At 31.3% G+C, this 21,812-nt stretch carries 21 protein-coding genes; 3 read left to right on the plus strand and 18 right to left on the minus strand.

What is annotated here, in order from left to right:
* The first annotated feature begins 183 nt into the window (after window positions 1-183).
* From H1R17_RS09930 to H1R17_RS09940, 3 genes are all read left to right on the plus strand, one after another.
* On the plus strand, window positions 184-330 hold the full coding sequence (locus tag H1R17_RS09930; protein WP_163432685.1) for a hypothetical protein: 147 nt from the start codon (window positions 184-186) through the stop codon (window positions 328-330).
* Window positions 331-800: 470 nt separating this feature from the next.
* On the plus strand, window positions 801-1,094 hold the full coding sequence (locus tag H1R17_RS09935; RefSeq protein WP_163432686.1) for a hypothetical protein: 294 nt from the start codon (window positions 801-803) through the stop codon (window positions 1,092-1,094).
* A gap of 157 nt (window positions 1,095-1,251) precedes the next feature.
* Window positions 1,252-1,641: a hypothetical protein gene (locus tag H1R17_RS09940; RefSeq protein ID WP_163432687.1), complete on the plus strand. Its 390-nt coding sequence runs from the start codon at window positions 1,252-1,254 to the stop codon at window positions 1,639-1,641.
* 318 nt (window positions 1,642-1,959) lie between these two features.
* Here the strand turns inward: H1R17_RS09940 and H1R17_RS09945 are convergent, their stop codons facing one another.
* From H1R17_RS09945 to H1R17_RS10030, 18 genes are all read right to left on the minus strand, one after another.
* Entirely contained in the window at window positions 1,960-2,601 is a 642-nt protein-coding gene (locus H1R17_RS09945) for a DNA alkylation repair protein (protein ID WP_163432688.1), read from the minus strand.
* Between the two features lie 135 nt (window positions 2,602-2,736).
* Window positions 2,737-4,212 carry a hypothetical protein gene (locus H1R17_RS09950; protein ID WP_163432689.1) on the minus strand — a complete coding sequence of 492 codons (1,476 nt, stop codon included), beginning with the start codon at window positions 4,210-4,212 and terminating at the stop codon, window positions 2,737-2,739.
* A 344-nt stretch (window positions 4,213-4,556) separates the two neighbouring features.
* Complete coding sequence (locus tag H1R17_RS09955) at window positions 4,557-6,035, minus strand: serine hydrolase (RefSeq protein WP_163432690.1); 1,479 nt, start codon at window positions 6,033-6,035, stop codon at window positions 4,557-4,559.
* Window positions 6,036-6,122: 87 nt separating this feature from the next.
* Window positions 6,123-6,698: a helix-turn-helix domain-containing protein gene (locus tag H1R17_RS09960; protein ID WP_163432691.1), complete on the minus strand. Its 576-nt coding sequence runs from the start codon at window positions 6,696-6,698 to the stop codon at window positions 6,123-6,125.
* 252 nt (window positions 6,699-6,950) lie between these two features.
* Window positions 6,951-7,598 (minus strand): hypothetical protein, encoded by a 648-nt coding sequence (locus H1R17_RS09965; protein ID WP_163432692.1) that lies wholly within the window; start codon window positions 7,596-7,598, stop codon window positions 6,951-6,953.
* A gap of 348 nt (window positions 7,599-7,946) precedes the next feature.
* The gene (locus tag H1R17_RS09970) at window positions 7,947-9,482 is read right to left on the minus strand and encodes an IS66 family transposase (protein WP_163432693.1); all 1,536 of its coding nucleotides are present in this window, start codon (window positions 9,480-9,482) and stop codon (window positions 7,947-7,949) included.
* 48 nt (window positions 9,483-9,530) lie between these two features.
* Entirely contained in the window at window positions 9,531-9,869 is a 339-nt protein-coding gene (gene tnpB, locus H1R17_RS09975) for an IS66 family insertion sequence element accessory protein TnpB (protein ID WP_163432694.1), read from the minus strand.
* A gap of 1 nt (window position 9,870) precedes the next feature.
* Window positions 9,871-10,155, minus strand: coding sequence for a hypothetical protein (locus H1R17_RS09980; protein ID WP_181729221.1), 285 nt, complete (start codon window positions 10,153-10,155; stop codon window positions 9,871-9,873).
* A 59-nt stretch (window positions 10,156-10,214) separates the two neighbouring features.
* Window positions 10,215-11,150, minus strand: coding sequence for an alpha/beta hydrolase (locus H1R17_RS09985; RefSeq protein ID WP_240453367.1), 936 nt, complete (start codon window positions 11,148-11,150; stop codon window positions 10,215-10,217).
* Between the two features lie 319 nt (window positions 11,151-11,469).
* Complete coding sequence (locus H1R17_RS09990; RefSeq protein WP_163432696.1) at window positions 11,470-12,030, minus strand: DUF6624 domain-containing protein; 561 nt, start codon at window positions 12,028-12,030, stop codon at window positions 11,470-11,472.
* 223 nt (window positions 12,031-12,253) lie between these two features.
* Window positions 12,254-12,553, minus strand: coding sequence for a hypothetical protein (locus H1R17_RS09995; RefSeq protein WP_163432697.1), 300 nt, complete (start codon window positions 12,551-12,553; stop codon window positions 12,254-12,256).
* 267 nt (window positions 12,554-12,820) lie between these two features.
* Window positions 12,821-13,876: a hypothetical protein gene (locus H1R17_RS10000; protein ID WP_163432698.1), complete on the minus strand. Its 1,056-nt coding sequence runs from the start codon at window positions 13,874-13,876 to the stop codon at window positions 12,821-12,823.
* Between the two features lie 644 nt (window positions 13,877-14,520).
* A complete protein-coding gene (locus tag H1R17_RS10005; protein ID WP_181729222.1) occupies window positions 14,521-15,501 on the minus strand; it encodes an IS110 family transposase in 981 nt (326 codons plus the stop codon).
* A gap of 614 nt (window positions 15,502-16,115) precedes the next feature.
* A complete protein-coding gene (locus tag H1R17_RS10010; RefSeq protein WP_163430960.1) occupies window positions 16,116-16,568 on the minus strand; it encodes a hypothetical protein in 453 nt (150 codons plus the stop codon).
* A 985-nt stretch (window positions 16,569-17,553) separates the two neighbouring features.
* The gene (locus H1R17_RS10015; protein WP_163430961.1) at window positions 17,554-17,745 is read right to left on the minus strand and encodes a cold-shock protein; all 192 of its coding nucleotides are present in this window, start codon (window positions 17,743-17,745) and stop codon (window positions 17,554-17,556) included.
* Window positions 17,746-17,774: 29 nt separating this feature from the next.
* On the minus strand, window positions 17,775-18,200 hold the full coding sequence (locus H1R17_RS10020) for a cold shock domain-containing protein (protein ID WP_163430962.1): 426 nt from the start codon (window positions 18,198-18,200) through the stop codon (window positions 17,775-17,777).
* A gap of 28 nt (window positions 18,201-18,228) precedes the next feature.
* Window positions 18,229-19,341: a DEAD/DEAH box helicase gene (locus tag H1R17_RS10025; RefSeq protein WP_163431294.1), complete on the minus strand. Its 1,113-nt coding sequence runs from the start codon at window positions 19,339-19,341 to the stop codon at window positions 18,229-18,231.
* 1,154 nt (window positions 19,342-20,495) lie between these two features.
* The gene (locus H1R17_RS10030) at window positions 20,496-21,593 is read right to left on the minus strand and encodes an acyl-CoA desaturase (protein WP_163430963.1); all 1,098 of its coding nucleotides are present in this window, start codon (window positions 21,591-21,593) and stop codon (window positions 20,496-20,498) included.
* Window positions 21,594-21,812 lie beyond the last annotated feature (219 nt).

Genomic DNA, 21,812 nt, shown 5'->3' on the forward strand with positions numbered 1-21,812 from the left:
TTTCCATGGAATTTTAAAAATATTACATTAAAAAGTGAAGAGTAAAATTTATGAAAAGTAAAATGCAGTAAGTTTTTTTTTAATAATATACTTGGTTAAAAAATTATTTAAATTAGGTTAGTACAATACCTTTAATCAAATTAGCGTAAGTAGAAAAAGTAAAATAAAAATAATTACTTTTTTATGATATTAAAAGAAGTAAGTCTAAATAATATCATTTTTATAGGAATAAATAAGATGGTTAAAAAAACAAAAGGCGGTTCTACCATAGGTGATGCTACTATAATTATTGGAGCACAAAAAGTAGAACATTGTCAAATTGCCATCTAGGGAGTATTAGTACAAATAGCCATTACTCTAAAAAAATGAAAAAGTAGCCTATTTATTAGAAACTACATTAGAAGAAGAAGAGGATACAGATGCATTATTAACAGAAATTGCAGAAGAGTACATAAATTTTGAAGCTGAAAAGGAATAAAAATCATATCTTTTGGAGAGGTATCCAATATAACAGATAAACTAAAAATGTTTAAGCATATAATGATAAATTTTTACTAAATAGTTGTATATTTATGCTTGTTAATCTAGTAGAGTTTATAAGACATTCACTCTAAATGTTTAATATTTAAATTTAATAGTTTGTTTTAAAATTTCTATTTAAAGTTAAAGACCAGCCTGCTCACAGCTGGTCTTTATGTTTTTTTAATTTAGTAATTTTTTATGTAAAAAAATAGTATATTTATAAGGCAATAGATTCTTTACTATACTATTTTATCTCACACTTAGTTAACCTTCATATTATGCCACTAGAAAAAGCCATAAGAGTATACATTACCCACGGAGAAACCTCTGAAATTGTAGAAAGACTAAAACAATTGAATATTTGTTTGGAAAGTTTTTTTAATACCGTTCAAGTTTTAAAAGAAAAACATAAGTCAAAAATTTTTTTAAAAGATATTTTCAAAGCCAATGAATTTGGCTCTTTTGATACATCAGGTAATCTTACTGATGGTGAAGAGGGTTCAAAAATAAAAATAATTTATAGCTATTTTAATAATTCTAATTTAGAAGAATTTGAATTTATTTTATTGTAACAATTAAAGCTGTTCATTGTTTGTCTTTTTTGAATAGTGTTGTTTTACTTACTTTCATTCAACAACTATTCTTCATTTCAATCCTCAATGGGCTCAATTATGTATTTTATTTAGTAACATAATTATGTATTTTTAATAAAAATAAACAAAGTTATATATGAAAAAGTTAATCATTTTCTTTGTATTTGGTTCTTTGGTTTTTACATCATGTAAAAAGGAAGAAAACAAAATACATGAACCAATGGCAAATCCGCCAATTGAGAACAGTACAGAAGTAGTTAATACAAATACTGCTGAAGATGTACAGGTTCAAAGTATTCCCACTTTTAAATATGCTGAAGCCGATAAATTTGTAAAGGAATACAACACTTTTATTACAAATTATAAAGTTGCTACTGCAAATAAGGATGATAAAGCCTTAAAAGAGTTGGGACCTAAGCTAAACGACTTTCAAAAACGCGGTGTTGAATTAGCTAAACGCATTCCTGCTGAAGAAGCAGTTGCTTTTCAAGATTTTTTAAACAAAATTGAACAAGAAATTAAATAACACAAAGAGGTTGTGCACAAGCATAGCCTCTTTGTTTATTTTGAAGGATTAATTAGAAGGAAATAATATTTGAAAAAGTGCCATAGTTGGTATTATTGTTAACTTAGTAAATCTGTAGTTACAAACTTTGATATAAAATAGAGTCATTTGGTAATTCACTTTATAATTCAGTGTTTATGCTATTTGCTCGTTAAGAAAACAATCGGCTTCTTTCGTAATTTTTCATTTACATAATTTCTTTTTGCTCTAGAGATCCGTTTTCGATGTATTTGGTTATTTGATTACTCATGATTATAATTTCTATTTTTGTTCACCTTTTTATAAATTTCTCTTCTTGCTTTCAATTGCAATGAAATCCGGTAAATATTCTGGTGTACAACCTTTTGAAACCATTTTCCCTTTATAAAGTCCCGTCTTTTCACCAATTGCTATACAACGGTCTCGATACGTTTTTTCATATACACCAATCCAACCTGTCATAAAGTTCATAGCCCATTGTACCTCGGGTTGTTCTTTTTCAATTTTTTGCTCAATTTTATTAAGTAATAATTCGCTGTAAGCTTGGGGTTTCCCCATCCAACGCAATCTACCTTGATAATACCAAAAAGTTCTTCTTTGCAGCGATGAAGAACTGTTTTCCCAACTTTCTATTAACGCAATCAATTTTTTGTCTTTTGCAAGTTGATTTGCAAAAAGCCAATCCATAAGTTGTAGCTTTTCAGATTCGTTATGTTGTTGAATGTCTTTGTCTAGTTTATTAATAATCTCTTGTGACAATTGTTTTTTGTCCATAATAAGAATAGCTAATTGGCGTGCAAGAAACCGTTCTGTTGACCAAAGTTCTAAGGCCAATTCATGATCCTTTTTAATTTCGTTAGCAATTTTCCGCAAATCACCTAGTTTTGTATTCGCGTTGCTTATTTGAGTTAGAATTGATTCGGTTTGTTTTGATATTTTCATTTTATTAAGAGTCAATTTTTATTTGATTGAGTCACGCCTTACCATTACACATAATCAAAAACCATCAGCGAAATCGAAGGTTCGACGAAGGCAATTGCAGGCTTAATTTAAACGAATGTTCAACTGTAGCAATAATTATCCAAGTAGTTTGTAAGATTCGTCTATAATATTTGTAGGGAAATTATACATTTCTAAAATTCTAATGGCATTTGTTTTCGTATTTAAACCTTTATTTATTTTATAGGTAAATTTAATTTCATTTGCGTGAACAGTTTCAGAAAAATAGTAAAGCTGGTAGCCATAATTTTCTAAGAAACTCGCAATTTCTAGGTCATGACTTGTTACAAATACTATATTTTTTTCACTATTTAAATTTTTTAATACAGATTTGCTAATTGCTATTCTTTCTCTTGTATTAGTTCCTTTGAAAATTTCATCAATCAATATAAGTTTGAAATCAGGCGAAATTTCGAGAAAATTTTTAATTCTTAGTACTTCGTCCAAGTAATAACTTTTATTATCATAAATATCATCCTGAATTGAAATTGATGTGAAAATTTTCATGAATGGTGCTTTGTAAACGTCAGCAAAACAAAAACCTAATGACTGAGCAAAAATTGTATTGATTGCAACAACTCTCATGAATGAAGTTTTTCCGGACATATTTGAGCCAGTTATGACTATACTACTCTTAATTATTTTTAGATTATTTCTTATACAATCATCAAGGAGCGGATGATAAATTGCTTCCAATTGCATTTCTTTTAATTCTGTAAAAATGGGCTCCGTTGTTTTATATTCTTTCTTAATTTTTGAAATAGAATTAGCTGTATCAATTTTTCCTATAAATTCAAAAACGGATAAAAGTTCTTTTTTTGAAGAATTCAAAATCGTAACTTTTTTAGCAAAACCAAATATTTCAAGATTAAATGCAATCCTACTAAGCTCAAGAATAAGCCAAAATACAATTAGAAATTCATTTTTTGCTAATTGTTCAGTAGCGTTACTTGTCCAAAAGGAATTACGCAATTTTTTGATATTTATTTGCTTATATTCATTTTCAAATGCTTTGGTTTTACTAATGTTTTCACTAACAGCAAGCATCTTATGAAGTCGTGAAATTATTAAATTATAGTATTCAACATAATTTTTGTTTAAGTAGTGATAATAAGCATTTACAAGGAAAAGTGGAATAAGTAGAAATAGAATTTGCGTTACAAAAAAGCTACAAAATAATATTACACACAAAAAAACAAGAGATAATTTTGCATAGTTTAAGAATTTTTGATTTATGAAAATATCATTTTCTATAAGTTCAATTATTTCGAAGTCTCTATTTCGATTTAATTTATCTAATTCAATTTCAACATTTGTCAAACAATTTTTATCAAAGTAATCTTGGTATTCATTAAATAATGAATTTTTCTCGTTTGTAATAATTCGAAATTTTGAATAAAAATATTGTTTCCCAATCTTTGAAATTGTTCTATCAACTTTTAAGAAAAGTAGGTCTAAATTTAAATCATCAGCAATTTCATCAGAAATAATTTGAAAAGCATTAGTATTCTTACTTTTATATTTAAAATATTTTTTAATTAAACTAAAGTCCATTTTCTTTTAATTAAACGTATTAATGGCAAAATGGTTCCAGCTAATGGTTCGGGGCTTTGCAAAGTACCAAAAACGAGCAAATCTAAAGGACGTGTCAAAATCGAAAATAAAAATCTCAATTTATACAACACACAGCAAAAACCAATTCATTAAATAAATTTAAGAAAAAAAGCCAGTGGAAATTCAAACATTCACGAATTCCTTAATCAAAAAAATAAAACTTATACATAATTGGCTTTTTTTCGGAATAATAAAAAGAAACTTTCAATAAATCATATAACCCGCCATTGCTCCATCTCCTGAAAGCGAACAGCACAAAGTAAATATTATGTTACACTTAGTTTTTATTTACTTTCAATATCAATTAATTTTTTTCCGTTTTCACCTAAATAATGAATTAAAAGAGGATTAAAAATTTTATAACCAACAGTAGAATTCGTAAAAATTAAAATTCCGTTTTTTGTTTTTGTAAATAGAAATGTAATACATTGCGTTCCCAAGTCGGAACCTCCGTGTGAAATTGCCATTTCTCCATTTCCTAAATCATACATTTCAAAACCCAGTCCAAAATATTTGTTATCTTTTGTTTTTACTTGTTTTTTCAACATTTCCAGATAAACATTTTCTGAAAGGTTTCCTCCATTCAAAATATTAACGAGAAAATTTCCGTAATCTTTAATTGTAGTGTGCAAATCATCGGCTGCATTTGCTGTTGTATTTTTAATAGTTTGGTATGGATTTCCGTTTTCATCATAACCTATTGCAAATCGTGATTCATCAGTGTTTTTTGTCCAGATAAGATCGGAATCTTTCATTTTTAAAGGTTGAAAAACCAATTCTTCAGCAAGTTTTTCTAAAGGTTTTTTGAATTTCTTTTCAATAGCTTTTCTTAAATATTCAAAACCTTCTCCAGAATATCCATATTTTGTTCCAGGTTCAAAAAGGAACTGTAATTTTTTGTTTTCGGTTTCACTTCTCCAATTTGGAAATCCTGTTTGATGACTCAAAATAAGTCTTGTGGTGAGTTTTTTATTTCTCGGATCTTTTGCAATATCTGCATCGGTAAAATAGTTGTAAATAGGTTCATCCAGATTCCACTTTCCTTCACTTACCAATTTCAATGCAACCATTGTTGTAATTGGTTTTGTAAGAGATGCTACATTGAAAATTGTGTTGTATGGCGCAGAATTTCCTTTTGAAATTTCTCCAAAAACTTTTACTTGTTTTAGTTTTCCATTTTCAATAATTCCAAGTCCTAGAGTTTTGATTTTATTTTCTAATAACCAATTTTCAATGGCAGAATTATTGTCGAAAATATTCGCAGTTTTTTGTGCTTCTGAAATGGGTTGATGATCAAAACTAAAAGATTCTTTCAATTTCCATTCTCCGTTTTCCAGTTCCCAAAGATTAGTAAATTTTGCAATTCCAGCTTGATTTTCTCTTTTTTCAGAAAAAGAATGTTCTCCATTTTGAACCGCTCCGTAAAGTTCTCCATTTTTGTAAAGTGGAAAAATTTCGGTTTTGTCCCTTATCAAAAATCGTTTTACTTGTCGATTTTCAAGGTTGTCGCAAATGCCTTTTTTTAAATCAGCTATAAATTTTGCTTTGTCTGAAATTCCATCTTTGTCATGATAAAATTTTAGATTTTCACTCAACAGATTTTCGAATTGAGTGATGTTGCATTGATTAAAACCAACTTCAAAAAGCAGACTGTCTTTTGATAAAATTGTTTTATAAAGAGTGGTAGGGTTTTCAGTTTGAGCAAAGATTTTATTTGAGCAAATAATAAGAAATAGAATTCCGAAACTGATTTTACTAGACATTGTTTTAATTTTCAACAAAGGTTACATTTAAAACAAAATATAGCAAAAATTCACCCCGACAAAAACCCGACAATTCCCCGTCAAAGATTATATCATGTTGAAATTCAATTGATAACGTAGTTTTTTGTTTTTGTCAATTTCTGCAAGATTTCGCAATATCAAGAAAACGTTAGATAACACAATAATGATTAAAATCACAATTGTAAATGAACGTCCAAGTTTCAATAAAATCCCCAACATGAAAAATATCGGAGCTAAAATTGTCCAAAGAATTTGTAGCGAAATTATTTGTTTAGACAAATTATTTTTCTGTTTTAGGGCGTAAGACAAAATAAGAGGAGCCAATATATTAAGGGGCGGAATCAAAATAAATAGGATAGAAGAGAGGTTAATGAGTTTGATTTTTTGATAGTCAACTCCACTTTTGGGTTCTATAAATTCGATTGGTTTTTCAAGAGATTCTTCAATTGAATCTTCTACTAATTTTTTAGTTAATTCATTTTCCGAAATGTCCAACGATTTAGATAGTGCTTTTAAAGTATGACCTTTTGGTTCGGTTCCCGATTCAATTCTTTGTATTGTTCTTACAGAAATTCCAGATTTTTCGGATAATTCTTCTTGCGTTAGATTTTGTTGTTCTCTAATCTGCTTTAATTTGGACATAAAGTTTTAATAAAATTACATATAATGTGCCGCAGCTTAGTGACTGTGTAGGATTAAATTGAGCAACTGTTCAATTCAGACCCGAACGAAACTAAAGCTGTTCCATTATTTGTAAACTTACAAAAAATACAAATATGGACAGATTTTGGTTGATAAGGAAGCAAAAACTCTCAATTTATCACTTAACCCGCTTTTGTCCACCCGATCGCAGCGAACTGTAGGAAGTAAATATGATGTTAGCGGTAGTTTTTATTAGCTCAATATGATTTCCTTTTCTTTAAGTTTTTTTAAAGTCCTTGTTTTTTTAATTATTTCAATAACTTTTTTACTAAAATCATTGTGATTGCTAATATTATTTTCAAGAAGATTTACTCTGCTTTTCAGTTCACTCAACCACTCATAAGTTTCATTATTGTCAAGTATTTTTTGATAATATTCATTTTTCTTAGCATACTCATTTGTTAAACCACAAATTGTTCCTTTGTGATAACTTCCCCATATTTCTTCGCTGGTAAATGTATTATTTAAAATACTTAATTTTGCATTATCTAAATTTTTAAATTTTTCACGAAATTCTAATATTTTGTTCAGGGCCAAATGACAAAGTTTTTCTATTTCTTCTGAAAACATATCTTCATTTCCGTCATAATCTACAAAGTCAATATCCTGTCTGTAGCCGATGTCAAATGAAAAATACTCTTCCTCATACCAATTAAAGTTTACGCCAATATTTAAAGTTGTTCCTTGTCTTCCATGGAATGGTTGAAATTCGATAACAGTTACAAACCAACCATTATCATCAAGCCAAATTCGAGATTGTCCTTTTTGAGTTATTCCATGTGAGCTTAAAATTTTTTTTGCTACTTTATTGATAATTTTTTTGTGGTCAGTGTGTGACATGGGATTGTTTTAAAATTATAGCTAACAGTTTGGGGCTTTGCGATAGTGGCGGATTAGAAAGACTAAACTTTCAATTATGCACTAACTTGAGCAATGGTTTTTTATGTTTACTAAAGTAAAGAAAAAACAATATGAAACACACAGTTCATCAAAACAAATAATTAGATAAAAGCAGAGGCGGATAAATATTTCTACTTTACATTCCTGCACTGAGAAGTGTAGAAGTGTAATCTTATTATTTGACTTCGTCAAACCACTTCGTTAGGTTTTACCACCATATTAACTAGAACTGTATGAAGTAAATAAAGAGTGTTACCTATAGGTGTTATTTTGTATCCACCCTACAAACTACATATTTAAATTCTTGAAATTTTGAGGATAAAGGTCCTTTAAGTTTTTATGGTTTATAGACGCTATGTTTTGCAAGGTATGCTTCAACCATTTAAATGGATTTACCTCATGCTTTTTGCAGATGGTAAAGAACGAGTAGATCATTGCAGCACGCTGTGCAGCTTCATGGCTTCCTGCGAAGAGGTAATTTTTTCGTCCTAGTGCAACTGGTCTAATTGCATTCTCTACTAAATTGTTATCAATATGTAAGTTTCCATCGTATAAATAAGCTGATAAGGCATCCCATCTTGTGTATGCATAGGTCATTGCTTTGCCAATTTGACTTTTAGGTAGTGTATTTTTTATTTCCTTAAAAATCCATTGTCCAAACTCATTGATTATTGGCAATGATTCTGTTAAGCGTAAAGTTTTTATTTGAGAAGAATCTAGATTACTTTCTTTGATTAATCGTTCTATTGCGTAGAGTTTTTGAATGATTAGCAATGCTTTTTCAGCTCTTGCTTTATTATTTTCTAACGCTTTTTCAAACTCACGGCGCGCATGTGCCCAACAAGCCAAATGCGTTATTTCTTTCATTTTACCATACTTTTCGTACACTGCATAACCATCGGTTTGTAAGTATCCTTTAAAATTTTTAAGCATAGGCGCAGGTGCACTACTGCCGCGAGTGGGGCTATAGTCAAATAATACGGTTCCCTCTAACGGAGCATGATATACCCAATAGTAGCCTTGATGGGTAGCGCCTTTTTTGTCGCTATCCAACACTTTTATAGGTGTTTCATCTACCTGAAGATATCCTTGTTTTTTGGTATCAAAAACAAGCTGTTCGTATAGTGGTTCAAGCTTTTCGAGTGCTTGCTTGGTCCAACCTTCAATGGTGGATGAGGGTATTTGAATGTTTTCTCTGGCAAAACGTTGCTTTTGGCGATATAATGGTAAATGATCTACGTATTTATCGGTTAAAATCATGGCTAAAACGCCAGCTCCCGGAATTCCTTTGTCAATCACACGTTCAGGAAGTTCGCCAATTAAAACACCTTCACCATTTTTAGCAGCGTATTTGTAACGAATGTATCTTTTGATGTAAAATTTTGCAGGCTCGCATTCCAATTCCTCGGTAATTTCTTTGCCAATGCAAATCATTTGCGATAAATCACCTTCAGGGTGGATCTTAATTTCTTTTACCTCAAGATGCTCTGGCAACTTAGCACGACCTTTATGGTTAGGGCGTTTGCGTGTATACTCTATTTTTTCTTTAATGATTTCTTCTTGCGCTTCTATTTCAAAAGGTTCGGCTTCAAAAGGAAGCGTCGCTTGATTAGGATCGCCTTCAAAGCGCTCGCGCTTTTGCCCGAATTGCATGCGCTTAAGCATTTCTACTTGTGCTTTTAAATAATCGCGTTCTTGTGAAAGATGGTCACGTTCTTGAGATATTGATTTTATTTGCTCATTTTTATCTGAAAGCAAATCAAGTTGACTAGAAATAACCTTTAAAAGGTCATCTTTCGATAAATTTTCTAGTGCTTTTTCCATACAGTAAATATACTAAAAAGCAGCGCTTTTCCAATAAAAATAATAACTTTATGGTAAATAAAAGCGTTTTTTTTGAATGCTTTTTACCACTTGTATTCCTTCAATCATCAAAATTAAATCATGCCATTGCAGTTCGCAGCTTAAGCTGCTTGGTTTGGAAAAAGTACCCAACTCAAGTCTTTTATAATACAACACAAAGCCTCCATTTTCCCAATGCAAAAGTTTAATATGGGTGCGGTTTCGGTTTAAAAACACAAATACTTCGCCACTTGTAGCGCTGCGCTGCATGCCTGATGAAATCAACCCACAAAGTCCATCAAATGATTTTCTCATATCGCAAGGTTCCTGATAAAGGAAAAATCGATGCGAAGATCCTAATGAAAACATCCTAAAATAAGTGGATTAATTTTTTAATTAACGAGAAATCGCCGTTAGTGCTGATTTTTACACCGTTTGGGTAAATGATATCTAAGGTTTTTGAAGGCGGAATTTCGCGCGAAATTTCGATAAAGCTATTTGACTTTTTTTGTTTATTTGAAAGATCAATCCAATAGTTTAACTTGTGGATGCTGATTGAATTTGCTGCACTAAATTCTTTTTTTGGCCGACCAGAAGCGCGCCACAGATTAACCAAGTTAAGCATAGACGCTCGTTTTGTTTCATTTGTATTCATTAAGCAAATTTCAATGCTTATTTTTTATTATGAAAGATGTACTTGGTGGGGTGGATACGTTATTTTTGTTCTAATAACCAATTTATTAGTTCTTCATTATCTACAATACTCCAAGAATGCGGATGTCGTTTATTTTCATATTTTCTAAAACCTTTATTTTCTGTTGTAATTAATAGTGCATTTTCATTTCCTAACTTGTTAAGTTCATTAATCATTGCCGAACATTCCGTAGCATTCATAGTTGTAAAGTCTGCTCCACGTTCTTTCAACCACCAATTTATATCAGGCTCGGTGTAAATTCTTATGGGCATATTTTCCAGTTTTTTAATTGCTGTTTGAGAGCTGTCTGAAAATGAGTATGGTGAAAGTTTATAATATTCCGCAAGATTCGTTGTCGGATTTCCACCTGTTTCTTTCTCAAGTCTTTCTATCATGTAAATGTTTTCTTGATTTGCCTCTCCGTTTTTTGAAAGTCTAATATCTCTTTTTGCAGAATTATAAAATCTTTCAAAATCAAGCGGCGGGTCTATCGCAAAAACTGCTGTTGGTTTAACTAATGTATTTTCAGCATATTTTATGGCAGCACTTCCACCAATAGAAAATCCACCAACATAAAAATTTTGGTCAATGAGCTTGTGCTTTGAAGTTACATCTTTAAGAATTTTATGAAAGGTTTCTTGACTCAAATTATCAACTCCAAAAGACAAAACACCATCTTGAAAAGTAGGAATAACAGTCAAAAAACCATTTTTAGCTAATTCGTTTGGCAAGTTGGTTTGTTGTAAAACATTTTCTGCTGTTTCCCCAAACCCTGGAATTAAAAAAACATACCCTTTCCAAGGAAGTTTTGAGGGATAAATGATCGTGTAACAGTTTTTTGTTTTATCATTTTTGTCAAGGTAAATTTTTTCAATTTTTTGATTCGATTCTTTCTGTCCAAAACAATGAACATTAAAAAAAATGAAAGTAAAAATTAAGAAAACAAGTGTTTTCATAAATGTATGTTTTTTGTTCAAGGTATCTCGTTTTACGTTTAAAGGTAACATAGTTAATTAGTAAAACTTAAAAATACAAAAGTTTCGTAAAACTACTTCTATATACTAGATTTCATTAAAGTGAGTTAAACAAAAAAATTATACAAAACGGATAGTTTATTGATATCAATAGGAAAGAATAAATAAAGATAAAAGTAGCAAAGTGTAAATTTTACTATTATAGATTAACCCGCATTAGACTTCGTCGAACCACTTCATTAGGTTTTACCACCCAATCACAGCGAACTGTACTAGGCAAATACAATGTTAATGGAAGTGTTTATTTCCATCCAACTTTTTGTCGCCATAAAATATACTCATGGTTTTCATTTTCAAGTTGTTCTATTTTGTCTATGTTCGGAATTTTTTCAATTTCTAGATCAGATAATTTATATAAATTGTATTTTTCTCTTTCATTATTTAGGTTTTCTTTACTTTCTACTGGATAAATTGTTCCATCTGAATTTAATTGTGTACCAAATTTTTGTGGCTTTCCTTTAAAAAATTGAATTCTATCATATAAAAAAGCAATGTTTTTCAGATTTATATCGGTCTGATTTTCTAGCATTAATTTGTATGAGTTTTCCATGAAAATTGGTTCAGAAATGGCATGCTGTATAATTAACCAAGCTGCATCACTTGCTTTTCTGCCAACTTTAGAAATTGTGGGGAATCCTATTTTATCAATAATTTCTCTTAATCGTTTGGCATTTGATTGATGCACATTTTCCATTTCCAAATCATAGCCAGAAGTGAGTTTATTTTCTTTTAATAATTTTTCTCTTACATGTAAATCATGTTTTTCCATTTGTATTAATTCTATTGAATATTCATTTTTCATGTTGTCGAAATTTTATTATGGAACACAGTTTTATAAGATAGCACATAATGGTTCGGGACTTTCCTAGTGAGCAGATTTTTAACACTACCTTAGATACGAAGTACAAATATTCAAATTTGCGAAAAGTTTCATATGAAGCACTTCATCCGTATTTGACTTCGTTGAACCACTTCATTAGGTTTTACCATCCAAAAGAAGCGAACTGTACAAAGTAAAACCCTTATTAGCGATGATTTTTTTTCTTTTTCTTTTTAACAGTTGAATGAGTTCCATTAGGATTTACAATTGTCATTGTTGTTCCGTTGTCAATTACAGTTGAATGAGTTCCATCAGCATTTACAATTGTCTTTGTTGTCCCGTTGTCAATTACAGTTGAATGAGTTCCATCAGCATTTACAATTGTCTTGGTTGTTCCGTTGTCAATTACAGTTGAATGAGTTCCATCAGCATTTACAATTACAGATTGTGCGCATGTTGCATAACTTATAAAAGTGATGACGAGAAAAGTCATTATTTGTTTCATTTTATTTTTTGTTTAGGTATGTCTTGGGAAAATTACTGTTAACGTTCCGGCAATTGGCGAAGTGCGGGGTTGAATTGAGCGAAAGTTCAATTTAGGCAGAAACTGAGCCAAAGCTGTAAACCTTTTGATAAATTTAATAAAAAAACAAAAACAAACAGCTTTTGGCGGATAAATAGGGCGGAAGTTCAATTAGCACTTAATCCTACATCTCGCCACCCAAGCTAGGCGAACTATATGAAGTAAAACCGATATTATAGCTGTATTTTTTTACTTCAGTTTTGTTAGTGCTTTGGAATTCCTTAATAAAAAAACATACTGAAAATAATCTGTTGTAAAAGTGTTTTTTTGAGGAACAATATTTTCTCCAAAAACGTTCGATTTTACACTAATTAAGTGTTGAGATTTTAAAAAAGGAGTGTTCTTGGAGTTTAACTTAAAGAGAGTTATTGAATTAGCTTTACTTAATTCCTTTAAGTCATTGATTCCCTTAACAAGTTGCAATGGACCATCTGCATTAATCCAATCCACTTTTTCATTTTCAGGTGTAGGAAATTGGGAGTTTTTAGGAAGATACACTTCGCTATCTAATGTATAACTAACAAAACTCGTGGTTTTTATACCTGATTTTTTTAGTTCAGAAGCGAATGTTTCCTTTCCATTTTCCATTTTATTTTGCAATACGTGGAAATAACCAAAAAGGCCATAGAATTTTTCATTTTCAAGTTTCAATTTTTTGATTGAATTTTTAAAATTAATTACCATAGCTAAATCTCTTGAACCTTTTGAATTATCATCAAAATTCTTATCAATTCCAATTACTGTTATTTTTAATGAATCTGTTAGTTTTTGGTTATAATCATAAATGTCGTTCCATTTGTCAAATAGTTCTTGACTTGATTGTTGTGGAATTCTTTCTTTAATTGCTAAAACTACCTCTTTCAAAGTTTCTTGATTTTTCGAACTATTTGATAAGAAGTTATTAAGATTTTTAGCCGTTAAACTATCCATCTCTGCTATATAGTATTTAACACCTATTTTTTTATTTAAGAAAAATAGTAACTCTTTGTCCAATTTCTGATTATCTGCATACCCGTGAATTTCTCCTAAAAGGAAAACCTTTGACTTATAAAATTCTTCGCCAAACAATTTGTCATTAATAGCATTTGTGATTTCAGTATTATTTTTGGTTAAATAAGCTATATTATTTTCATTTTTAGATTCTAAAAATATTTTATTACTAATAAAAAAGTATAAGAAAAATAGTGTGCAAATACTTAAAATGGCTATAAATGATAATTTAATAATTTTTAAAAGTTTCTTCATTGTCTATTTACTTAATTGTTTTGCTTCAAAAGTATTGTCAATAAAAAGAATATTCGAAAAATAATTACTGAGTTGTTGTTTTTTTATGATGAACCGTATTTAAATTGTAATGTTGGCTAAAATGCCTAATTGTTCACAGACGCAAGTCGAAGCCCAGTTCACCAGTTAAACACATCAACTACTTAAGCGCCCTGTCACATCGCACTTGATGCGATGTCTCACAAGTAGCTAAGAAACTTGATGTAGTCTGTGATAGATAATAAATCTCGACTTATCAGTTCATCAGTTCATCAGTTCATCAGTTCATCAGTTCATCAGTTCATCAGTTCATCAGTTCATCAGTTCATCAGTTCATCAGTTCATCAGTTCATCAGTTCATCAGTTCATCAGTTCATCAGTTCATCAGTTCATCAATTCATCAGTTCATCAGTTCATCAGTTCATCAATTCACCAGTTCATCAGTTCACCAGTTCAACAGTTCAACAGTTCAACAATTCAACAATTCAACAGTTCACCAGTTCACCAGTTCACCAGTTCAACGATTCACCAGTTAAACGCATCAACATAAAACCTATAACCAAACAGCCATTTCACTTCGTTACTCGTGACTACGTGGCTGAGCATTCTAAGATAAAAGCAAATTTTTAAGTAGTTAATTTCACAAAAGGCTCTTCTCTTTTTACGACAGCAAATATTCTAAGTACAATTTTGTTTGCTACTGCATTAAGAGCGGTTAGTTTATGTTTCCCTTTTTCAATTTTATCGAGATAATAGTTTCTTAATTGAGGATCGTGTTGTATAGCAGATCCTGCTGCATTAAACAGAATAGTCTTAAGGGTTTTATCTCTGAGAAAATGTGTTTTAGTCCGACCTTTTATGCTGCTTCCTGATTGATATGGAAACGGTGCTAACCCACAATGACAATTGAATTTACGCGCATCAGTAAACTTCATAAAATTATCTGTTTCAATAATGCATTTCAATGCTGTAATGGGACCTACACCAATTATCCTAGTAATTTTTTTGTATGAAAGCTGTAATTCATCTATCGATTTTAGGATATCCATCATTTCTTTTTCTAAAGCTTTGATTGTTTTTTCAATGACATTTAATTGTTGATTTTCAAGCGTAATTAGCTTTTTTATATCCACTTTCGTTGCTAAAATCTCTTCGGCTTTCAAACTGTTTTTAATCTGTACAGCAATTTTCACATAACGTTCTCTAGCTGTCATTAAGACTTTTAATTTCCTCAAACCTTCACTTGGGAGTTTAAATGGGCTTAGCTTATGTTTATTCCCAATGGTATACTCTGCGATTCTGTAAGCATCAACAACATCAGATTTTCCACGTTGAATACCCAACGAACGCTGGAGATCTAAAGGATTGATTATATAATACACAAATTTTGAATCTTCCAAAACCCAAGCTAATAGGGCTCCGTAGTGACCTGTGTGTTCAAAACTGATTATTGTATTTTCAACATCAAACTCTCGTAACCACTTCAGAATAGCTTTTTCTTCATTAGCAATGGTTCCTTTACCAATTTTTGAATGATTTTCTACATCTAAGATGCAATAATCAAGTGTATCTTTGGATACGTCAACACCAATTACATTTTTTTTCATAATTTTAGATTTAGGAAAATAACTCTGGCAACCAATTGGTTTTATTGCTAACGCTATTAATAAGCCTTGATGCTTAACATTCTAAATGGTACTATAAACCAAAGAGGAAAATAGGACTAATGCTCAGTATAAACCTACTGTTTAAGAGTCGAACTAGTTCTCCTATTCCCTCTGGTTGTTCAGATTTATTTTCTTTGTTACTACTTAAAGTTATTGAATACAAATCTAATAGCTGCGTCGAAACCCAGTTCAACAATAAATCCAACTATTTACAAGTAATACAATTGCGCCATTGGTATCAAATTGACAGTTAAATTGTTGAAGCAAGCGTAAATTAATCGGTTGGTCGGTGAGCCTGCCGAACCGCGATTAGTTAGCTTGTAAGACATTATTTAATCGATTTTATACCGAGGCAAGATAAAAAAGAAAAAATTTTTGCTTCTTTTCATCCGAAATTGAAGATTAACTTCGTTCAGTCGCTTCGCTCGAGTCACGACTTCCAAGCTCTAAAATAAAGCCTGGGCGTAAAAGAAGAGAAAAACCGAGATAGATCTCTTACTGCAATTGAGATTTCAAAGCTGGATCTTCCTATTTGTACTCAGGTGACACTAGAATTAATTACTATTTGAGTGGTCTAATATAATATCGGTCAGTTTAATTTTGATATAGTAGTGATCAGCTTCCGTCAAAAAACCTAAAGGCGCATAATTTATATATCGGGTTCGGTATCTGTCATACAATTCCCCGCTGAACAACATAAGTAATTCATATCTGCGTCTGTACAGATACATATTCAAATCTTCAAATGATGACATTGTTGCCGAGTAAGCAAAGCCCAATAATTCATTTGTTCCTTCTAAAAACCATAATAGCAATTCATCTTTTTCATCGTCTATCGGAGAAAATAAAAAATCGTCAAGAGAGTAAAGTATAATAAAATCCGTTCCGAATCTTTCATTGAAATCCAAAAGGTTTTCAGAAATTATAAGCATGTTATGCCTGTGAATCGCTTCACTCTCTATATCAAAATCCAAATCTAAACATACAACGTTTTCAATTGCTCCCATGTTTAAAGGTAGCTATTATTTTACACTGATTCTGATAATTTAGTGGTAAAAATTTGATAGGGTAGTATGAAGAAGGAAAAACTTACGCTAAAAATCATCTCGCTGTTTGTTTTCACAATATACTTAGCTGAATTTTTCTTAATACCAGATATCCGTATTTGTATAATAGTGGCGTTTGAACAATAAGAACTTGTACTAAATGATCTTTAATTTAGAGAATTTTGAACAGTATATATATGGCTAATTATTAGGAAAGTCAACTAAATTATTGTACTTTTGAGAAAGTAGCTCACTGAAACACCTCTGCATTGATTTGGGCCTTCACATGCAAATTTCTATTATATATCTGTTATTATACAGTAAGTATATAAAACTGCGACTAAAAAACATTTACAGAATTTCCAAATTAAAATCTAGCAGGTAAATTTATTTCTGCTTTATAAAACAGATTAAACTACAACTATTCTGAATAAGTCTTAATTTAAGATTGACTTTTTGAGTACTGTAGAACTTTTTTAATTTAATAAAATGAAAATTTATGACAAACAGGAAAAAATTAAACGATCAGCTTTTAGCTATTTTAATATTAATAATTGGCGGAGTATCTATAACTATTTACGTTAAAAGTTTTTGGATCAATTAAAACAATTATTTAATATATAATTTTCTGTCCTAAATGATAGAAAGTACCGCACTTTAATCGATAATGCCTTCGTTTTTATTTAGATAAGGTGGTAAACAGAAATATTCTGTTCCACCTTATTTTTTATTTTACTTAATTTAAAGCTGTAAATCTCAACATTATTTTAAAAGAAGCAGTAAATTTAAATACTAACTCTAGACTATCAGGTTTTATGTTTCAAAAGTTATTAAAATAATATCATATTTAATCTGTTTTCAAGAACGGCAACTTGAGATTAAAAATTATAAAAATAAAAAAGGCATATAAGTAATTATATGCCTTTATTTTGAACAACTGTTGTTGTTACTTTCTTTTAACATTTACAGCCATAAGCCCTTTTTGTCCGCGCTCAATGTCAAATGTAACCGTATCATTCTCACGGACTTTATCTAATAATCCTGAATTGTGAACAAATACATCTTCATTACCATTTGTTTGCGAAATAAAACCAAATCCTTTAGTTTCATTAAAAAATTTAACTGTGCCTTCTTGCATCTCGTTGTTTATTTAAATTAATTATTCTGTTATTTTTTAACTTCAACTGCCTGATATCCTTTCGGTGTCAGTTCTTTTTTGTAGGTTACTTTATTGTGTTTTTCAACAGTCTGCGTTGTCTGACCTACATGAAAGAATACGTTTTCTCCGGTTTCGTCTTCCGTAATAAAACCAAAGCCTTTTTCACTCATATAATTTACTATTCCAGTAAAATCAGCATCTGGATCTGCCGAGGTTTGCTGTGCTTTTATTGCTCTGGCCAGATCTGCATCTCTGTTCTGCATATGTGGAGGAACCTCTGTAAAGTGACCGTTAACATCCACATAAACGATCATGTCGTCTAGGGTTTTACCCTTATTGTTGTTATCTTTTCGATCATCTCTACGCAGCTGTTTATCTTGTAATCTTTTGGTTTTTTTTTTGTTGTTTTCCTTCTTTGTAAAAGAATCTGCCATAATTTATATTTTAAATTAATAATTAGGCTTACTGTAGTGCGACCGCCATATTAAAGCCTATGAGTTTCTGTATATTAACAAGTTCCTTTTTTTCTTCGCGGTCGCAAAAAGAAACTGCCGTGCCTTCATAACCTGCACGTCCGGTTCTACCTATTCTGTGAACGTACGTTTCGGGTACATTAGGCAGTTCGTAATTTATTACATGCGGAAGTTCATCTATATCAATACCCCTTGCGGCAATATCTGTTGCGATAAGAACCCTTATTTTTGAATTTTTAAAATCGTCTAATGCCCTTTGTCTGGCGTTTTGCGATTTGTTGCCATGTATTGCAGCTGCATGTATGCCCGATTTAAGAAGGTTTTTTACCAGCTTGTCTGCACCGTGTTTTGTTCTTGCAAAAACCAGTGACCTGTTAATGGTTTGATCGTCCAGAATATGAACAAGCAGATCGAACTTTTCATTCTTTTCAACAAAATATACCGACTGTTTTACCGTCTCTGCTGTTGATGATACCGGAGTAACATTTACTTCTTTCGGGTTGTTTAGTATAGAATGTGCAAACTTTCTTATTTCCTGCGGCATGGTAGCCGAGAAAAACAATGTTTGTCTTTTCGCCGGAACTTTTGCAAGGATTTTTTTAACATCGTTTACAAAGCCCATATCCAACATACGATCGGCTTCATCGAGTACCAGTATTTCAATCTGAGACAACTTTATTGCGCCTTGCGATACAAGATCTAAAAGTCTGCCCGGAGTTGCAATCAATATGTCCACACCTCTGTTCAGTGCAGCTACCTGTTTCCCCTGTGGTACACCTCCATAAATTGCCAGATGTTTCAGATTTAGAAACATCCCGTATGTTCTAAAATTCTCACTTATCTGTACTGCCAGTTCCCTGGTTGGTGTTAGTATCAGCGCACGGATACCTTTTACTTTTTCTTTGTTTTTATCTAACAACTGCAAAACAGGTATGGCAAATGATGCTGTTTTTCCTGTTCCCGTCTGTGCGCAACCAATTACATCGTTTCCGTTAAGTATGTGCGGTATGGTTTGGTGCTGTATTTCAGTTGCCTTAGTATATCCGGCTTCTGTGACCGCCTTCATGATAGGCGATATAATGTTTAATTCTTTAAAATTCATAATCTTATGTACCGGAATACCGGTTTCATTTCGATTTTCCCAACTGCCGTCTGCGGTCAAAATTATCGGGTTTGCTAAAAAAAGCAGTTCCTCTTTTACAACAGCAAACAGCGGTTTACCGTTAAGTACATACTTTTTTAATGCGTCACTACTATAGTGACTGCTTATTGATTTACAATTTCCGGAATAAGGCACAGTTACGTGGCTTCTTTTTTGAAATCCTTTAAAAGCTTTTTTAAGCAGCTTAATGGATAAACGGAAATGTGCAATGATTTTACTGTTGTTATTTTACCTGTGGAAAAACTATAATCCTTATATATGTTTTTGCTAGAGACATATTTCAGATCTGCCAATGAAATCTTTTTTAAAAATAAAAGTGGCAACTGAGGGGAGTCAAGACTGAGAGAGAAAAATTGATGGTTAAACTTTTTCAGAAGAGGCAGATACAAAAGCCTGTTAATAAATTCTCTACAAAGCTACAATAAAATTTTAATTTAAACATTATTTTATAATAAAAAATTAAAATAATTAATTTTTGTATAAAAAATATTATAAAATCGCTGTTTTTATTAGAACTTTTATACTAAACAATCCTACACTTTATTTCAATAATTTTCTGAAGATCCTGTATTTGTATAAGGAAATTTTTAATGTTCCGGAGTTGAAAGTTTAAAGATTCTTTTTTCTGTACCTGAATATTTTCTGCAGCTTTTAGGCTTAATAGGTACGAAATGTACAAAAGTTCTGTGAGTTGCTGCAGTTCTTCCAAACCATTCTCATTACCGCCTGTACCTGAATTCAAATAATCACTATTATTATTTTGCATGATTTTAATTATTTATATTACTAAAACGTATTTATATAGTGAACAAAGCTGTGAAATACTTTTCTACTTGTTTTAAAAGTACCAAGTATTATCGTAAAGCATCCTGTTATAGGTGAGTAACCAGATGCAGGACAGCTTAACATATCACACAACAATTTACAAAACAAATAGTTAACTGCTACAAATTAATCTAAAAATATTTTATTTATGCGCCTATTGAACCCCAATATGCGATAATATTGATGTAAAGACACAATTGTGTACAGGATGTGTTTTATAGAGAAGTAACCGTTGTTATAGTATATAAAACTATAAATTGCCAATTAACCTAAGCCGAAAACTTAGATCGTGGACATTCTGTAACTGCAAAAAACTTTAAAAGGCGGTAATGAGAAGAGAGTGCATGAAAAAACGTTGGATTCTCAATGTAAGGCAAACCATATTCTGCCGCTGTCTGTTTTACAATTAAACTTAAATCTCTGTAGTGTACATGACAAACCCCAGGAAACAAGTGATGCTCAATCTGCCTGTTAAGACCTCCTAGAAAAAAAGTAACTACGCTGCTTTGTCCCGAGAAATTTGCAGTAGTGCGCATCTGATGTTCTGCCCATGCTTCTTCCATAGCGCCGTTAATGCCCACTTTTGGAAATGCAGTATCTTCCACAACATGTGCCAGCTGGAAAACCAGACCCATGGTAAAGCCCTGAGCAATGTGCATAACCACAAAACCAACACATAACTGCCACCATTTAATATTTAAGACAATTAGCGGAAGCAGGATGAACAGAAAACAATAAATTAATTTAGAACCAAATAAATAAACATACTGTTTTAAGGGATGCCTAACAGCCACCTGACCTATTTTTGGGCGGAATATCTTAATAAAATCTTTCCTGAACACCCATGAAATGCTTGCCAGTCCATAAAGAGGATATGCATACCAATGCTGATAGCGCTGTATTTTACGTACAGGATCACTTTCTTCGATCCTAATAAGACCGGGTGCTACCACCAAATCGTCGTCGTGACCCGGTATGTTTGTAAAAGTATGGTGAACGGCGTTGTGTGAAATCTTCCAGATATAGGGACTTGCGCCCAATAAATTAAACAGCATACCAAAGAACCTGTTTACTTTTTTATTTGATGACAAAGCACCGTGCAATGCATCGTGACAAATATTGAAACCTACAAAAGCTTTGCACATTCCTAGCAAAAATGCTAATCCAAGCATTGCAGCCCACGATAAATTACCTGAAATGATCAGGGCATAGCACGTTAAAAAAGTGCTAAGAAAGAAAACTACCTTAAACCACATAGCAGCATTTGCATGTTTTTGTTTTCCGCTGTTTAAGAAGTATTGGTCTACCCTATACCTTACAGTTTTAAAAAATTCTGACTTAAGGGGAAATTTCAATTGTTTTTTCATAATATGATTGTAACACCAACATTACTTTTAGATAACAGTATTGTTTGTGGAAATTATTAAATAGTATGAGCTTATAAATTCTTGGAAAGTTTTCTATATAAAGTGATTACAATCAAGTACGTTTGTTCTGAATTTGCTTATTATACAATTAAAGCAAAACAAATCTTTAAAGCAGTTATAATAATGTACTTTATATTTTAAAGAAATTATTAAGATGTA

Source organism: Flavobacterium sp. xlx-214 (genome assembly GCF_013874595.1).
Taxonomy (GTDB): Bacteria; Bacteroidota; Bacteroidia; order Flavobacteriales; family Flavobacteriaceae; genus Flavobacterium.

What these genes read in the sequence shown, in the direction of transcription:
- H1R17_RS10030 (WP_163430963.1), bottom strand. Translation starts at nt 21,593, where the DNA reads ATGAAAAAACAATTGAAATTTCCCCTTAAGTCAGAATTTTTTAAAACT.
- H1R17_RS10020 (WP_163430962.1), bottom strand. Translation starts at nt 18,200, where the DNA reads ATGGCAGATTCTTTTACAAAGAAGGAAAACAACAAAAAAAAAACCAAA.
- H1R17_RS09970 (WP_163432693.1), bottom strand. Translation starts at nt 9,482, where the DNA reads ATGGAAAAAGCACTAGAAAATTTATCGAAAGATGACCTTTTAAAGGTT.
- H1R17_RS09935 (WP_163432686.1), top strand. Translation starts at nt 801, where the DNA reads ATGCCACTAGAAAAAGCCATAAGAGTATACATTACCCACGGAGAAACC.
- H1R17_RS09965 (WP_163432692.1), bottom strand. Translation starts at nt 7,598, where the DNA reads ATGTCACACACTGACCACAAAAAAATTATCAATAAAGTAGCAAAAAAA.
- H1R17_RS10010 (WP_163430960.1), bottom strand. Translation starts at nt 16,568, where the DNA reads ATGGGAGCAATTGAAAACGTTGTATGTTTAGATTTGGATTTTGATATA.
- H1R17_RS09955 (WP_163432690.1), bottom strand. Translation starts at nt 6,035, where the DNA reads ATGTCTAGTAAAATCAGTTTCGGAATTCTATTTCTTATTATTTGCTCA.
- H1R17_RS09995 (WP_163432697.1), bottom strand. Translation starts at nt 12,553, where the DNA reads ATGAAACAAATAATGACTTTTCTCGTCATCACTTTTATAAGTTATGCA.
- H1R17_RS09985 (WP_240453367.1), bottom strand. Translation starts at nt 11,150, where the DNA reads ATGAAAACACTTGTTTTCTTAATTTTTACTTTCATTTTTTTTAATGTT.
- H1R17_RS10005 (WP_181729222.1), bottom strand. Translation starts at nt 15,501, where the DNA reads ATGAAAAAAAATGTAATTGGTGTTGACGTATCCAAAGATACACTTGAT.
- tnpB (WP_163432694.1), bottom strand. Translation starts at nt 9,869, where the DNA reads ATGTTTTCATTAGGATCTTCGCATCGATTTTTCCTTTATCAGGAACCT.
- H1R17_RS09990 (WP_163432696.1), bottom strand. Translation starts at nt 12,030, where the DNA reads ATGAAAAATGAATATTCAATAGAATTAATACAAATGGAAAAACATGAT.
- H1R17_RS10000 (WP_163432698.1), bottom strand. Translation starts at nt 13,876, where the DNA reads ATGAAGAAACTTTTAAAAATTATTAAATTATCATTTATAGCCATTTTA.
- H1R17_RS09930 (WP_163432685.1), top strand. Translation starts at nt 184, where the DNA reads ATGATATTAAAAGAAGTAAGTCTAAATAATATCATTTTTATAGGAATA.
- H1R17_RS09945 (WP_163432688.1), bottom strand. Translation starts at nt 2,601, where the DNA reads ATGAAAATATCAAAACAAACCGAATCAATTCTAACTCAAATAAGCAAC.
- H1R17_RS10025 (WP_163431294.1), bottom strand. Translation starts at nt 19,341, where the DNA reads ATGAATTTTAAAGAATTAAACATTATATCGCCTATCATGAAGGCGGTC.
- H1R17_RS09980 (WP_181729221.1), bottom strand. Translation starts at nt 10,155, where the DNA reads ATGAATACAAATGAAACAAAACGAGCGTCTATGCTTAACTTGGTTAAT.
- H1R17_RS09950 (WP_163432689.1), bottom strand. Translation starts at nt 4,212, where the DNA reads ATGGACTTTAGTTTAATTAAAAAATATTTTAAATATAAAAGTAAGAAT.
- H1R17_RS09960 (WP_163432691.1), bottom strand. Translation starts at nt 6,698, where the DNA reads ATGTCCAAATTAAAGCAGATTAGAGAACAACAAAATCTAACGCAAGAA.
- H1R17_RS10015 (WP_163430961.1), bottom strand. Translation starts at nt 17,745, where the DNA reads ATGCAAGAAGGCACAGTTAAATTTTTTAATGAAACTAAAGGATTTGGT.
- H1R17_RS09940 (WP_163432687.1), top strand. Translation starts at nt 1,252, where the DNA reads ATGAAAAAGTTAATCATTTTCTTTGTATTTGGTTCTTTGGTTTTTACA.